Genomic DNA, 13,477 nt, shown 5'->3' with positions numbered 1-13,477 from the left:
AAAATCATAGGTTTATATTTATTTTGCGTAGTAAAATCAGCAACCCAAATAAACGCCCTCTTCGCGATTTTTATTTCGATCTATTTTGTGATTTCCCGCGCATTTTTATCGGTTCCTGCCGGTTATTTCGTAAAGTAAAAAGGGATAATGATTCCGTGCGTTATTTACGCGTCAGGGCCAGTGAATGATTGACTCAGTGCAGCTGCGCTTGTCCAATACCGTGGCAGATAAAGAATAAAGAAGAGAAAATGAGCATGCAGAAGGATATGTTGCGGAAGTTGGCCGCGGTGGTAGGTGACAAACAGTTATTAACCCATGCGGATGATAAAGCCTGGTACATAAAGGGGTTCCGCGTCGGGCGCGGTGACGCGCTGGCGGTGGCGTTACCGCAAACCTTGTTGCAGCTGTGGCAAACACTGCAGGTGTGCGTGGCGCACGATGTGATTGTGTTGATGCAGGCGTCAAATACCGGCGTCACCGGCGGCTCAACGCCCGACGGCAATGATTACGACCGCGATATCGTGATCATCAGCACCCGCCAGCTCAAAGGCGTGCAGGTGATCGATCAGGCGCGCCAGGTGATCGCCTTCCCCGGCACCACCTTGACCGAACTGGAGCACACCTTACAGCCGCTCGGTCGAGAGCCGCACTCGGTGATTGGATCATCCTGCATCGGCGCGTCGGTGGTCGGCGGGATCTGTAATAATTCCGGCGGCTCGCTGATTCGGCGCGGCCCCGCGTTTACCGAAAAATCCCTGTTCGCCCGTATTCATGAGGATGGTCGTCTGGAGATGGTTAATCATCTCGGCATCGAGTTGGGCGACACGCCAGAAGTGATGCTTGAAAACCTGGCGCAGCAGCAGTATCACACCGGCGAGCAAGCCGATTGGCAGGGTAAAATCTGGGCCGATGACTACGCCGACCGCTTACGAGATGTGACCGCGGATTCCCCAGCACGCTTCAATGGCGATCTGCGCTACTTGCACGACAGCTCGGGCAGCGCCGGTAAAGTGATGGTTTTCGCTGTACGTTTGCCCACCTTCGAAGCCAGCGCCGGCAGCGACACCTTCTACATCGGCACTAACGATGAGAACGTGCTGGTGGCGCTGCGCCGTTTCCTGCTAACCGAAATGAGCGAACTGCCGCTGCAGGCGGAATATATTCATCGCAACGCCTTCGATTTAACCGTGCGCTACGCCAAGCATATGTATCTGGCGATTCGCAAACTGGGCCCGCAGGCCATTCCGCAGATGATGGCCAATAAAGCCAAATGGGATGTGCACGTCAGCCACCTGAAATTCCTGCCGCGCAATTTTGTTGATCGGGTGCTGCAATTCTTCAACCAATTGACGCCGAGCTTTATCGCGCCGCGCATCATGGATTACCGCAGCGAGTATCAACATCATCTGATGATCAAAGTAGAGTCGCCGCAAACCGCCGAATTACAGCGCTTGTTACAGCAGTTCTTTGCTGAGCAGCAAGGCGGCTTTTTCCGCTGCAATACGCGTGAAGCGGCGGATGCGTTTTTAGTGCGTTTCGGCGTGGGCGGCTGCACCATTTCCTACTGCGATGCGCTGGGCTATAACCCCAACGAGCGGCTGGTGGCCTTCGACGTGGCGCTGCGTCGCAATGATGACGCGTGGCGTTTGACGCTGCCCGATCATCTGGCGGCGCAGGTACAGGTTGATTCGTGTTGCGGGCACTTCTTCTGCTTCGTCAATCATCAGGATTACGTGCTGAAATCCGGCTACGACGCGAAAGTGTTTAAGGAAGAGGTGAAACGGTATCTGGAACAGCGCGGCGCGAAGTATCCCGCCGAGCACAATGTCGGGCACCTTTATCAGGCGTCGTGTGAGCATGTCGCGCACTGGAAACAGCTTGATCCCACCAACAGCTGTAATCCAGGGATTGGTAAAACCAGTAAGAAGAAGTTTTGGCGGGAGATGTAGCATCGCACGTAGAGTGCGCATTCATGCGCACTCGGTCACCATAAATAGCGACCCTACGTAATGACGAATGATTTCACGTACGTTTCGGTTGAATCTTTCAGCTTTGATTGACCAAAATCAACCAGCGATGCCGTTCGCGCAGCAGACGCTGATGCAGTTGCTCAAGCTGCTGCAGCGTCAGTGCCTGAATAGCCGCGCGATTGAGAGTGGCCAGGCCGTGCTGCTGGCGCAGGGTTTCGAGTGCGGCCTCGCCATTGTCTTTGCTTGCGCATTGCGTCATTAAGCTTGCCTGCCATGCCGCCAGCTTTTGCGGCGAGATTGCCGCGATCTCGGAGACCATCTCACGCATAAAGCGTTTGCAGTGACCCAGCAGCGCGCGCCAGGAGATATCCGGTGATTGCAGCGCCAGCATCAAGCCATCCACATCCGCCACCCGCTGATAGCGCGCCGACACCACATAGCCAATTTGCTGATCCACGCGCAACCGCTGGAAGAAGCGCGTTTCCAGCATCAGCGCCAGCACGCGTAAAGCGGCCAGGCTGGCATCGTCGGCCTGCGGTAACGGCATAAACAGCAGCAGCGCCTGATCGCGCCCGTCGCAGGCGATGGGCACGATGCCGTGTTGCAGTCGTGCCGGCGGCGTGTCGCGCGCCAGATCCGGCGTAAAATCGCTGAGCAGATGCGCCACGCGCTGGCTTAATGCGGTATTGGTGCCGCACCATGCCGCCAGCCATTGTGGCGCGGGTAATGGCTTGATCAAGCGAGTGGGCAACGCGGCGAGCAATTGACGAATCACAATCGAAGGGGTATTCGCTGCGGGTTGCGCCAGCATCGGCGTGTTCAGCGCCAGTAATGCCTGATGCACGCTAAACAACGCGCGATCGGCGGATGCAGGCAAATTGAGCAGCAGCTGCCAGCTGGCATGCGTCTGTTGCCAGCTGCCGTTGCCACCCGCGTGGCGCAATTCCGCCAGCAACGGGCGTAACTGGCGCTGCCGCGACTGCGCGTCTTCCTCACTCAAGGTCTGATAAAACGCCGGACGCAGCAGCAGCGTTTCAACCTGTTTTACCGGTGCAATCAGCGGCAACGGCTGCGCCACGGGCGAGAGACGAGGGAGCGGAACAGCGGCTGAAGCAGGATAGAAGTGAAACGCTGCGGGTTTGGTCGCAGCCAACGACGGCGGCAGCCACTCGGCCAGTTGCAAGGTAAAGCCCTGCGTGTGATGCGGTGCGCCGTCAATCTGTTGCTGGGTGAGCAGACGCGTGCGCGGACAATCTGGCAACGCTGCGGCAAAATCCGTGAAGTTGTCTGGCAGCGCGCAACCCGGCGCGAAGCCCAACGCCCGGCCGCGCAACTGTTCCAGCGGCGACAAGGTCGCGAAATCTTCCTGCGCGAGCTGTGCGTAGTGCTGCAGCTGAATCGCATTACATTCAGCTAACGCAGCCAGATGCTGCCAAACGCGTTGCTCAATCTGTTGCGCCTGCGCCAGGGAAATGCGCCTGGCGCTAAAGCGCAGCGCCAGTAACGCTTGCTGCTCATCTTGCCATAACCAATGCGCGTCAAAGGTTTCGCATAACGCCTCAACGCGCAACTGCGCCAGCAAGATGCCGGGCGCTTCGTCCTGCCAGAATGCTGTTAATAAGGTGACATTGTCACGCACAGTCTGCTCATCGCCCGCGACCAACATCGTCAGCCAGAAATTTTCTTCACCGCCTGATAGCAGTAAACGATCGCCTTGCAACAGCGTAGCTTCAACAGCCGCAGCGCGTTCACCACCCGCCAACAAACTGCCGCCGAAGCGTGCCGCCAGCTGTTCGAGCTCATCCAGTGATTGCGGGCCTTGCAGCCAAAGTTCCATGTTTTCAGCGCAATACAAGCGGCTATGGAAATCGCGTAGTGCGAACTGCAACGCCGTGACATTGTCACCAAAAGCCTGCCGACTGCCGACGCGGAAGCGCTGGAAACGTCCCGGCAACTTATCCAGCACGGCAGCTTCACTCAGGGTGTCGGCATGGTTTTGCAGCAGTTGATACTCAGCCTCAATCACCGCCGTTTCCTGCTGAATGGCCTGCGCCGTCAGCAACGGTGCCGCTAACATGTCACACAGCCGCTGCACGCCCGCTGACAACGCTGCGGCTGGGAGCTGAAAGAAATAGGCGCTGCGGCTCAACTGCGTGGTGGCGTTCACCTGGCCGCCCTGCTGCTGCAGCCACGGCATCAGGCGATCGTCGCCGTGAAAAGCTTCGCTGCCGCAAAACAGCAGATGTTCCAGCAGATGTGCCAAACCCGGCCAGCGATCCGCTTCATCCAGACTGCCGGCCTGCACGCGCATCAGCGCCGCCGCCTCACGCGCGTCGGGCTGATGATAAAGATGGCAGCGCAGGCCGTTGGCGAGCGTAAGCTGGCGCGCGTGCATCAGGTGACGCGCTGCTTAAAGATCAGTTCGGAGTTACTGCGATTGCGGAACTGCAGCTGCTGGATTTTGATGTCGCTGCAGTTGGCTTCACGTCGTGCTTCGAGGATCTTGCCGTGATGCGGCGATTTGCTGCACACCGGATCGGTGTTATCGGCATCGCCGGTCAGCATAAAGGCCTGACAGCGACAGCCGCCAAAGTCTTTCTCTTTTTCATCGCAGGAGCGACAGGGTTCCGGCATCCAGTCAAAGCCGCGATAGCGGTTAAAACCAAAGGAGTTGTACCAGATATCGTCCAGCGTGCGTTCCAGCACCGACGGGAACGCAACCGGCAGCTGACGCGCGCTGTGGCACGGCAACGCGGTGCCGTCAGGCGTGACGCTGAGGAAGATCGATCCCCATCCGCCCATGCAGGGTTTCGGCCGCTCTTCATAGTAATCCGGCGTGACGAACAGCAGATTGGTGAGATTGCCGCTGGCGCCCATGCGCTGACGATAATCGGCCACCACCGCTTCGGCGTTGGCGATCTGCTCGCGCGTCGGCAGCAATCCTTCACGATTGAGCTGCGCCCAGCCATAGAATTGGCAAGTCGCCAGCTCGACATCGTCGGCTTCCAGTTCGATACAGAGATCGATGATTTTGTCGATCTGGTCGATGTTATGGCGATGCAGCACGAAATTCAGCACCATCGGATAGCCGTGCGCTTTCACCGCTTTCGCCATCTCCAGCTTCTGCTGGAAGGCCTTTTTTGACCCGGCCAGCGCCGCGTTCAGCGTTTCATCGCTGGCCTGGAAGCTGATCTGGATATGATCGAGTCCGGCGTCGGCAAAGGCGTCGAGTTTTTTCGCCGTCAGGCCGATGCCGGAGGTGATCAGGTTAGTGTAGAAACCGAGATCGCGCGCGGCGCGGATCAGCTCCGGCAGGTCTTTACGGGTAAGCGGTTCGCCGCCGGAAAAACCGAGCTGCACGCTGCCCATGGCGCGCGCCTGACGAAACACCTCAATCCACTGTTCGGTGGTCAGCTCTTTCTCCTGCTGGGAAAAATCCAGCGGATTGGAGCAATACGGACACTGCAGCGGGCAGCGATAGGTCAGTTCTGCCAGCAGCCACAGCGGTGGCGTCACGCTTTTACTCGGGTTCACGACACTGTATCCATTTTTGTTCGATGGCGGATTGCAGGAACTCTTTGACGTCGTCGCCGACACCGCCCGCGTCCGGAAAACGCGCATCCAGCGTGGCAACGATCGCCGCCACATCCTGTTTGCCATCCACCAGTTCGAGGATCGCCACGGCGGTCTCGTTCAGTTTGGCCATGCCTTCCGGATAGAGCACCACATGGCTATCCTGCGCCGCTTCCCACTGCATGCGGTAGCCGCGACGGAAAGCCGGAATCACATTATCTTTCATGTTGTTATACCAGTCTTGTGCTGTGCCAGGACACCTGATCGGTGACCGTATGATAAGGCGGACGTTGCAGCGCATACGCCATGGTCATGGCATCGAGCATGGTCCAGAGAATATCGAGTTTAAACTGCAGGATCTCCAGCATGCGGTTCTGCTGTTCGGCGCGGGTAAACACCTCAAGCGCCAGCGCCAGCCCATGCTCCACATCGCGGTTCGCCTGGCTCAAACGGCTGCGGAAGTAGAAATAGCCTTCCTCTTTGATCCACGGATAGTGCTGCGGCCAGCTGTCGAGACGCGACTGATGAATCTGCGGCGCAAACAGCTCGGTGAGCGAGCTACAGGCCGCTTCCTGCCAGTTAGCACGGCGCGCGAAGTTCACGTAGGCGTCCACCGCAAAACGCACGCCCGGCAGCACCAGCTTCTCTGACAGCAACACGTCACGTTCCAGCCCCACCGCCTCACCCAACTGCAGCCAGGCTTCAATCCCGCCTTCGTGACCGTTGCTGCCGTCGTGATCGAGGATGCGCTGTACCCATTTACGCCGCGTCGCCGCATCCGGGCAATTCGCCATGATCGCCGCATCTTTCAGCGGAATATTGGTTTGATAGTAGAAGCGGTTCGCCACCCAGCCCTGAATCTGCTCGCGCGTCGCCTCGCCATTGTGCATGGCAATGTGATACGGGTGATGAATGTGGTAGAACGCGCCTTTATCGCGCAGCGCCTGCTCAAACGCGGCGGGCGATAATGCTTCAGTGATGATCACGATGCAAACTCCTGCAGATGAATCGCCATGCCATCCCAACTCACTTCAATGCCCTGCTGCGTCAAATAGGCGCGCTGCGGCGATTGCTCATTAAGGATCGGATTGGTGTTGTTAATGTGAATCAAAATCTTGCGTTTGGCCGGCAGCGCAGCCAGCAACGCCATTAAACCTTGTTCTTCGGCCAGCGCTAAGTGGCCCATCGCTTTGCCGGTATTGTTGCCAACGCCGGTAGCGAGCAGCTCGTCGTCCTGCCACACCGTGCCATCAATCAACAGGCAATCGGCTTTTTGCAGCCACGGCATGATCACCGCATCCGGCTCGCCGAGTCCCGGCGCGTAGAGCAGCGTTTGGCCGTTGGCGGTGTTTTCAATGAACAGCGCCACGTTGTGGCCCGGCAGCGGGCGATCGCGATACGGCGAATACGGCGGCGCGTTGCTGAGAATCGGAATCGCGGTGAACTGCAAACGGTGGCAGACATCGACGCGGAACGGCTCCAGCGGCGTTAATGCATGATGCTGCAGACCGCCATTCCAGTGCTGCAACATGGTGAAAATCGGGAAGCCGCTGGTGAGATCGCCATGCACTTCCGGCGTGCACCACACCTGATGCGGACAGCCTTCGCGCAGGCTCAGCAAGCCGGTGGTGTGATCGATTTGGCTGTCGGTGAGAATGATGCTACCAATCGCCGTGCCGCGCAGCACACCCTTTTTGATCAGTTCTGGCGTGTGGGCGATTTGCTGGCTGATGTCCGGCGAAGCGTTGCACAGCACCCAATCTTCACCGTTGTCGCTGACAATGATCGAAGATTGCGTGCGCGCCTGCGCCTGAATGCTGCCGTTGCGCAGGCCGCTGCAATTGGCGCAGTTACAGTTCCACTGCGGGAAGCCGCCGCCCGCCGCTGAACCGAGGACTTTAATAAACATGAACGTTGACCAAAGAGAGAAAACAAAATGCCCGCACGAACGGCGGGCAGAAGTCTTAGCGGTTGGAGATGTACAGAGTCACTTCCAGGCCCAGACGCAGGTCAATAAACGCAGGTTTTTTCCACATAATGGTCTTCCTCATAAAACAAAAACGCAGAGAGATCTCTGCTGAAGAGGATTGCGACTGTGACTTAGATCACATCGCAATCCGTACGCGCGCAGATGTTGCGCCAATGTAGCGAGCAGATCAACCCTGATTCGGTAAGGGAATGGTGCTAATCCTGCCAAATTTGTTGCAACACGCGCTGCCAGTTGCCCCATGCAAGCTGCTCAAGTGCTGTTTGATCGTAGTCGAACGAACGCAACAACGCATAAAGATGCGGTAATCCGCTCACATCTTTCAGCGCCTCAGGCACGCTGATGCCATCAAAATCGGAGCCCAGCGCCACATGATCGCGGCCCATTATCGCGATCAGGTGCTCAACATGTTTAACAATTTCGATCAATGCGGTGTCGCTGTCGCGTTTTCCGTCGCTGCGCAGAAAAGCGTTGCCAAAATTCACGCCCACCACGCCGCCGCTGTCGCGGATGGCGCGCAGCTGATCGTCGGTCAGATTGCGTGGCTGCGCGCAGAGCGCGTGCGCATTGGAGTGCGTCGCCACCAGTGGCGCGGTTGACAGGCGCGCGGTGTCCCAGAAGGCTTTCTCGTTCATGTGCGACATATCGATCAACATACGATGGCGATTGGCAGCGGCGATCAGCTGCTCACCTTGTTCGGTCAAACCTGGCCCGCTGTCCGGTGAGTTGGGGAATGATCCGCTGACGCCTGCGCCAAAGCGATTGGGCAGATTCCAGAACGGCCCGATGCTGCGCACGCCCGCCTGGTAAAACGCATCAAGCGCTTCACCCTCGCCATCAAACCCGTCTGCGCCCTCAATATGCGCCACCAGCGCCAGCACGCCGTCCGCGCGACAGGCGGCAATATCAGCGGTGTTAAGGCATAACCGCGCCCGCCCATCAGATTGCGCCGCGAGCGTTTTCAGGATGTCGAGCTGCTGCCAGAGAATCGTCAGCGGATCGAGATTTTCCTCCGCACGCTGCGGCGCGACCTCTTTGACATAGCGCGCTGGCGGCACAAACATCGCGAACAGCCCACCGGCAAAACCGCCCTGCTGCATGCGCGGAAAATCGAGGTGGCCTTTTTCGATGCCGTGAAAAAAGGCCTGCGCCGGATCATCGCGATGATGCAGCCACAGATTAAGAAGCAGGTCGTTATGACCGTCGAAGGTTTTTAGCAACATGAGGGGATCTTTGACGAAACAACATGGCGCCATGCTACGCGCGCGCTGCTGTTTCGCCAAATGCGGGCGCACAAAGGGTTAGTTCTGCGCAACCTTTAAGCCGTGATAAAAAGTCGGTTTCACATCAAGATGCTGCTGGATCAAACCGTATTTCTGGTAGAAATCGGCGGTCTCCTGCTGCTGGGCGATGGTGGCATCATCAATGCTCTGCCAGTGCGATTTGCGGCGTGAGAAGGATTTCGCCGCCGCCTCTTTCGGGAAACCGATGATTTTTGCCAGCGTGGTGGAGTACTCATCGACATGGCTGTTGGCCCAGCGATCGGCGGCGGCTAAGCGATTGACGTAATCCTGCAGCGCCGCGCGTTTGGCTTCATCGTTTAGCGCGGCGTCGGTGGCCGCGAGGAAGCTGTTGCCGCTGGACAGGCCGACGCCGTTAACCAACACGCGTCCGGTGTGGGTCACTTCCGCCAGCGCGGTATAAGGATCCCACGTTGACCAGGCATCCACCGAACCGTTTGCCAGCGCGATGCGCGCATCCGCCGGCGTTAAGAAGCGCCAGTTGACCTCTTTATCGCTGACGCCCGCCTGCTCCAGCGCTTTGAGCGCCTCAAAGTGACCAATCGATCCGCGTCCGGTAGCGATGTTTTTGCCCTTTAGCTCAGCAACGGTTTTGATGGGTGAATCCGGGCTGACCAGCACCGCCAATCCTTCGGGCACCGATTTGCTCACCGCCACCGCTTTCACCTGCGAACCGGCCGCCAGCGAGAACAGCAGCGGCGCATCGCCAATAATACCGGCATCCACCGCACCGGCATTTAGCGCTTCCGCCAGCGGTGCCGCCGCCGGGAACTCGGCCCATTCGATTTTATAATTGAGGTTGTTCAACTGCTGCGCCGCTTCCATTTCGGCGTGCATATTTCCCTTTTGATCGGCAATGCGCAGCGTCACGGTTTCTGCCGTCGCCGCACCGCTGGCTGCCACGATCAATAGTGCCAAAGCTGCTCTTTTCATTGTGTTTTATCCCATCGCGCAAAACTCCAGCCTAACCCGCGCGTGCCAAATGACCGATGCCGATTTCGCATGAGATATGCCGCGTGGCGCATAAAGACTATGCATGCAATCACCGCAATTATCGTAGCGGCGCAATTTATTGCGCAATGTCGGGAGGAGCGCGGTGTCGCCTGAAAAATACGCGATTAATCGCGCCGCTACAGAGTGTGCGCGCAAGAGTCTGAACCCGGTTGTCAGTTATGCGCGAATGATTGTCAGCAATGCGCGAGCCGCGCCACGCGATGCTGGGCGAGACTGAACGCCATATCACAAGGAGATCGTTATGCTCACGCAACCCGCTGCAAAATACCGTCCGTTTCCGGTCATCGACTTACCGGATCGTCAGTGGCCCTCGCGCCAGCTGACGCAGGCACCGCGCTGGCTCTCTACCGACTTACGCGATGGCAATCAGGCGCTGGCGACGCCGATGGACAGCGCGCGCAAGCTGGAGTTCTGGCAACTGCTGCTGCGCTGTGGCTTTAAAGAGATTGAGGTGGCCTTTCCGGCGGCATCGCAGACCGATTTTGATTTTGTCCGTTTGCTGATTGAGCAGAAGCACATTCCAGACGATGTGGCGATTCAGGTGTTGACCCAGGCGCGCAGCGATCTGATTGATCGCACCTTCGACGCGCTGCGTGGCGCGCCGAACGCCATTATTCATCTCTACAACGCCACCGCGCCGCTGTTCCGCGAGCGCGTGTTCCGCCAGAGCAAAGCCGAGATTATCGAACTGGCCTGCGCCGGTGCGCGTCAAATTCGCGCCCGTTGCGAAGCGCAAAAGGATACCGCGTGGACCTTCGAGTATTCGCCAGAAACCTTCTGCTTTACCGAACCGGAGTTTGCGCTGGAGATTTGCGAAGCGGTGGCGGCGATTTGGCAACCGGGCCCGGCGCGTCCAATGATCATCAACCTGCCCGCGACCGTCGAAGTGAACACGCCGAACGTCTATGCCGATCAGATTGAGGTTTTCTGTCGCCACTTCAGCCAGCGATCGCAGGTGTCGATCAGCGTGCATCCGCATAACGATCGCGGTACCGGCATCGCCTGCGCCGAGCTGGCGCTGCTGGCGGGTGCCGATCGCGTGGAAGGCTGTTTGTTTGGCAACGGCGAGCGCACCGGCAACGTCGATATCGTTACGCTGGCGCTCAATCTCTACACTCAGGGCATCGCGCCGCAGCTCGATTTCAGCGATATCCAGCAGGTGCTGGAAGTGGTGACGCGCTGCAACCAGCTGCCAGTGCATCCGCGTCATCCGTATGCCGGTGAACTGGTGTTTACCGCCTTCTCCGGTTCGCATCAGGATGCGATACGCAAAGGCTTTGCCGCCCGTGCTGAGCGTGAAGAAGCAATCTGGCAGATGCCGTATCTGCCGCTCGATCCGCTGGATATCGGCTGCAGCTACGAAGCGGTGATCCGCGTTAACAGTCAATCGGGTAAAGGCGGCGCCGCCTGGCTGCTGGAGCAGAATCACGGTCTGCAGCTGCCGCGCGGCTTGCAGCAGGATTTCAGCCGTCTGGTGCAACAGCAAACCGACCAGCACGGTCAGGAGATGACCCATCACGCGCTGTGGCAGCTGTTTTGTCAGCATTACGGCTTAACACAGCCCGCGCGTTGTTTGCTGGAAGCGGAAAGTCACAGCGACGATAAAGGCGAAACGCGCCTTAGGGCGCGGCTGCAACAGGGCGCGCAGCAGTTGATGCTGGAAGGTAAAGGCAACGGCTTGCTCTCAGCCGCCGTTGCCGCGCTGCGTCAGCGCTATGACGTAATCATCACCATTGAGGATTATCACGAACACACGCTGGGCAAACGCAGCGACAGTCGTTCGGTGACCTACATCAGCTGCATTAATGCACGCGGTGAACGCGCGTGGGGGGTAGGCATTGATAATGATGTGGCGCGCGCTTCACTGCAGGCGCTGCTCAACGCAGCGCACGCTTTTCTGCCGCAGGAAAGTAGTTCGCTGGCGTGACGCCGAGCACGCGGCGAAACATCGCGCTGAAGGCGCTCGGGCTGTCATAACCGAGATCGAGCGCCACCGTCAGCACGCTATCGCCCTGCGCTAAGCGGGTTAACGCCACGCTCAGTCGCGCGCGGCGCACCCAGTCGCTGAATTGTAACCCGGTTTCGCGACTGAAATGGCGCGCCAGCGTGCGTTCGGCCACGCAGAGTTGCGTAGCCGCGCGGGCCAGCGTCCAGTTTTCCCCGGGCGCTTGCTGGATCTGCTGGCACAAACTCAGCAGCCGCTCGCTCTCCGGCAGCGGCAGACCAAACGGCAGCACATCCATCACGCGGATCTCATCGAGGATCAGCTCGTAAATCCGCTCGGCGCGGCTGCCGGGAACGTACTGCTCCGGCAGCGCCAGCGCGCTAACAATCAACTCACGCAGCAGCGGCGAAATCTGCACCACCTGACAACTGGCGGGCAGATCGGCGCGCGCCAGCGGATCCACAAACAGCGTGCGCGCGGCCACCGCGCCAACTATGTGCAGTGCGTGACGCGTCCCCGCCGGCAGCCAGACGCCGCGACTCGGCGGCACAATCCAGCTGCCGTGCTGCGTTTCCACTTTCACCACGCCGCTCAGCGTGTGGATCAGCTGGGCGCAAGCGTGGTGATGCCACGGCTCCGCGTCGCCATGCGCATAATCGTGCGCATAGGGCACCAGCGGACGATAGGCGAAGTCGAAGTTGAGCCGCGCACTCATGTTAGCGTTTCAGATATTGATAAACCGCCGCCAGATCCTGCTCGCCGTAACCGGCATCTACCGCTTGCTGCCAGACATCCACAATGTTTTCCAGCGCCGGCAGTTTGCTATCGCCCGCCGCATCCAGCGCCAGTTTGGCGTCTTTCAGCGCCCACACCAGATGCATCTGCGGCGTGAAATCGCCGCTGGCAATCATGCCAAGTTTCATTTTGGCGTACGGTGCCGCCAGCGGACCGCCATCCAGCACTTTCCACAGATCGTCGGTGCTGAAACCAAACTCTTCCGCCAGACGCGTACTTTCCGCCAGGCTCTGCATCAGACCAATCAGCCAGCTATTCACCACCAGCTTCATGCGCGAACTGGCGCCCGCCTCGCCCAGCCATTGCGTGCCTTTACCGATCGCGGCGAACACCTGCTCTGCGGCCTGCGCGTTGCTCTGATCGCCGCTGGCCATCACCAGGATTTGCGCATTCTCTGCTGGCGCTTTGGTGCCGGAAACCGGTGCATCGATAAACACCACGTCCGGACGCGTGCTTTTGAATTCCGCGATCAGTTGATCGTTGGCGGCCACGCCGATGGTGCCCATCTGGCAAATTGTCGCACCCTGCTTGAGCGCGGAGCTGGCGTCGTTCAGCGCCTGACGCGTGGTATCGCCGTCGGCCAGCATGGCGATCACCACATCCGCGCCACTCACCGCTTGCGCAGCGCTGTCGGCCAGCGTGATGCCTGCATCCAGCAGATCTTCGCCTTTGGCACGCGTGCGGTTCCAGCCGCGCACCGTGAAGCCTTTTTTCAACAGGTTAGCGGCAAACGCATGCCCCATCGCGCCCAATCCCAGTACCGCGACCACAGGTTGTTGACTCATCATTCCCTCTCTTTTGTGCCTTAAGACAAAACCGCCAGACTGACAGAATTTCCCTGTCGCAGCCAGGCCAGAGATGCGATGAAAAAACATTTTCAACGCCGCAATGA

At 58.7% G+C, this 13,477-nt stretch carries 12 protein-coding genes; 2 read left to right on the top strand and 10 right to left on the bottom strand.

Annotation, left to right across the window (positions count from 1 at the left end):
* Positions 1 to 248: 248 nt before the first annotated feature.
* The gene (dld, locus tag P6287_RS09055) at positions 249 to 1,949 is read left to right on the top strand and encodes a D-lactate dehydrogenase (RefSeq protein WP_277974824.1); all 1,701 of its coding nucleotides are present in this window, start codon (positions 249 to 251) and stop codon (positions 1,947 to 1,949) included.
* A 97-nt stretch (positions 1,950 to 2,046) separates the two neighbouring features.
* Here dld and pqqF read toward each other — a convergent pair whose 3' ends face one another.
* The 8 genes from pqqF to P6287_RS09015 form a co-directional block, all read right to left on the bottom strand.
* The gene (gene pqqF, locus P6287_RS09050) at positions 2,047 to 4,365 is read right to left on the bottom strand and encodes a pyrroloquinoline quinone biosynthesis protein PqqF (protein ID WP_277974823.1); all 2,319 of its coding nucleotides are present in this window, start codon (positions 4,363 to 4,365) and stop codon (positions 2,047 to 2,049) included.
* A complete protein-coding gene (gene pqqE / locus P6287_RS09045; protein ID WP_101764482.1) occupies positions 4,365 to 5,504 on the bottom strand; it encodes a pyrroloquinoline quinone biosynthesis protein PqqE in 1,140 nt (379 codons plus the stop codon). Before pqqE ends, pqqF begins: the two co-directional genes overlap by 1 nt.
* Positions 5,491 to 5,769 carry a pyrroloquinoline quinone biosynthesis peptide chaperone PqqD gene (gene pqqD, locus P6287_RS09040; RefSeq protein ID WP_061720121.1) on the bottom strand — a complete coding sequence of 93 codons (279 nt, stop codon included), beginning with the start codon at positions 5,767 to 5,769 and terminating at the stop codon, positions 5,491 to 5,493. Before pqqD ends, pqqE begins: the two co-directional genes overlap by 14 nt.
* A gap of 4 nt (positions 5,770 to 5,773) precedes the next feature.
* Entirely contained in the window at positions 5,774 to 6,529 is a 756-nt protein-coding gene (gene pqqC / locus P6287_RS09035) for a pyrroloquinoline-quinone synthase PqqC (RefSeq protein ID WP_101764483.1), read from the bottom strand.
* Positions 6,526 to 7,452, bottom strand: a complete 927-nt coding sequence (gene pqqB, locus P6287_RS09030; RefSeq protein WP_277974822.1) for a pyrroloquinoline quinone biosynthesis protein PqqB — start codon at positions 7,450 to 7,452, stop codon at positions 6,526 to 6,528. The genes pqqC and pqqB overlap by 4 nt, the downstream gene beginning before the upstream one ends.
* Before the next feature lie 55 nt (positions 7,453 to 7,507).
* Complete coding sequence (pqqA, locus tag P6287_RS09025) at positions 7,508 to 7,579, bottom strand: pyrroloquinoline quinone precursor peptide PqqA (protein ID WP_002905689.1); 72 nt, start codon at positions 7,577 to 7,579, stop codon at positions 7,508 to 7,510.
* 148 nt (positions 7,580 to 7,727) lie between these two features.
* Entirely contained in the window at positions 7,728 to 8,753 is a 1,026-nt protein-coding gene (locus P6287_RS09020) for a dipeptidase (protein WP_277974821.1), read from the bottom strand.
* A gap of 78 nt (positions 8,754 to 8,831) precedes the next feature.
* A complete protein-coding gene (locus P6287_RS09015; protein ID WP_277974820.1) occupies positions 8,832 to 9,764 on the bottom strand; it encodes an ABC transporter substrate-binding protein in 933 nt (310 codons plus the stop codon).
* 322 nt (positions 9,765 to 10,086) lie between these two features.
* On the opposite strand from P6287_RS09015, the gene leuA reads away from it, so the two are divergent.
* Entirely contained in the window at positions 10,087 to 11,772 is a 1,686-nt protein-coding gene (leuA, locus tag P6287_RS09010; protein WP_277974819.1) for a 2-isopropylmalate synthase, read from the top strand.
* Here leuA and P6287_RS09005 read toward each other — a convergent pair.
* Both P6287_RS09005 and P6287_RS09000 read right to left on the bottom strand, forming a co-directional pair.
* Positions 11,723 to 12,505, bottom strand: a complete 783-nt coding sequence (locus P6287_RS09005; RefSeq protein WP_101764486.1) for a helix-turn-helix transcriptional regulator — start codon at positions 12,503 to 12,505, stop codon at positions 11,723 to 11,725. The genes leuA and P6287_RS09005 overlap by 50 nt on opposite strands.
* 1 nt (position 12,506) lies before the next feature.
* The gene (locus tag P6287_RS09000; protein WP_347343283.1) at positions 12,507 to 13,460 is read right to left on the bottom strand and encodes an NAD(P)-dependent oxidoreductase; all 954 of its coding nucleotides are present in this window, start codon (positions 13,458 to 13,460) and stop codon (positions 12,507 to 12,509) included.
* Between the last annotated feature and the right edge of the window lie 17 nt (positions 13,461 to 13,477).

The sequence above is a fragment of the Pantoea sp. X85 genome (assembly GCF_029623675.1).
Classification (GTDB): domain Bacteria; phylum Pseudomonadota; class Gammaproteobacteria; order Enterobacterales; family Enterobacteriaceae; genus Pantoea; species Pantoea leporis.
Note: the sequence above shows the minus strand (reverse complement) of the source record. Positions and strands in the feature narration are given on the sequence as shown.

Coding starts and splice junctions, on each gene's coding strand:
- pqqD (WP_061720121.1), bottom strand. CDS start 5,769: ATGAAAGATAATGTGATTCCGGCTTTCCGTCGCGGCTACCGCATGCAG.
- P6287_RS09020 (WP_277974821.1), bottom strand. CDS start 8,753: ATGTTGCTAAAAACCTTCGACGGTCATAACGACCTGCTTCTTAATCTG.
- pqqB (WP_277974822.1), bottom strand. CDS start 7,452: ATGTTTATTAAAGTCCTCGGTTCAGCGGCGGGCGGCGGCTTCCCGCAG.
- dld (WP_277974824.1), top strand. CDS start 249: ATGAGCATGCAGAAGGATATGTTGCGGAAGTTGGCCGCGGTGGTAGGT.
- leuA (WP_277974819.1), top strand. CDS start 10,087: ATGCTCACGCAACCCGCTGCAAAATACCGTCCGTTTCCGGTCATCGAC.
- pqqF (WP_277974823.1), bottom strand. CDS start 4,365: ATGCACGCGCGCCAGCTTACGCTCGCCAACGGCCTGCGCTGCCATCTT.
- P6287_RS09000 (WP_347343283.1), bottom strand. CDS start 13,460: ATGTTTTTTCATCGCATCTCTGGCCTGGCTGCGACAGGGAAATTCTGT.
- P6287_RS09005 (WP_101764486.1), bottom strand. CDS start 12,505: ATGAGTGCGCGGCTCAACTTCGACTTCGCCTATCGTCCGCTGGTGCCC.
- P6287_RS09015 (WP_277974820.1), bottom strand. CDS start 9,764: ATGAAAAGAGCAGCTTTGGCACTATTGATCGTGGCAGCCAGCGGTGCG.